The organism is Bacillus sp. LR--39 (genome assembly GCF_053613335.1).
Genome location: NZ_JBSIOT010001223.1, coordinates 1 through 598, shown reverse-complemented (window position 1 = coordinate 598; position 598 = coordinate 1). Strand labels below are relative to the sequence as shown.

Here is a 598-nt window from a genome sequence, read left to right as displayed (position 1 = left end):
TAAAGCAACATCAAATATATGCTCGAACCAAGCTTTAAATGCGCTGGCAGCATCAGTGGCCATGACTGCTCTCGGAAAAAACGGCGTAAAAGATATAGCCGGCCAAAATCTCTTAAAAGCCAACTATGCAAAGCAAGAAGCAAAAAAAGCAGGCCTTACCGTTATGTTTGACGGGCCGATGTTTAATGAATTTGTCATCAAACTGGATGAGCCGGTGAGAGCTGTGAACAAGCGTTTGCTAGCAAAAGGCATGATTGGCGGATATGATCTTGGGCTGACGTATCCGGAGCTGGACTGCCATATGCTGATTGCTGTAACGGAGCTGAGAACAAAAGAAGAAATTGACGCACTCATTCAGGAATTGGGGGATCGCCATGAGTAATCAGGACCAGGCACTTATTTTTGAACTTTCAAGAGAAGGCCGAATCGGCTATAGTCTGCCGGAGCTCGATGTACCGGAAATCGAATTGGGGGACCTCTTGTCAGACACCTATATTCGTGACGAAGACGCAGCGCTGCCGGAGGTTTTAGAGCTGGACATCATGCGCCATTATACAGCGCTGTCCAAACGCAATCACGGGGTGGATTCCGGTTTTTA

General features: G+C 47.3%; 2 pseudogenes. Both read left to right on the top strand.

Features of this window, described 5'->3' with window-relative positions:
- Positions 1-382 (top strand): annotated as a pseudogene (locus tag ACWHAR_RS29565) (glycine dehydrogenase); the annotation flags it as partial.
- A pseudogene (locus tag ACWHAR_RS29560) lies at positions 375-598 on the top strand (aminomethyl-transferring glycine dehydrogenase subunit GcvPB); the annotation flags it as partial. The pseudogenes ACWHAR_RS29565 and ACWHAR_RS29560, both read left to right, overlap by 8 nt.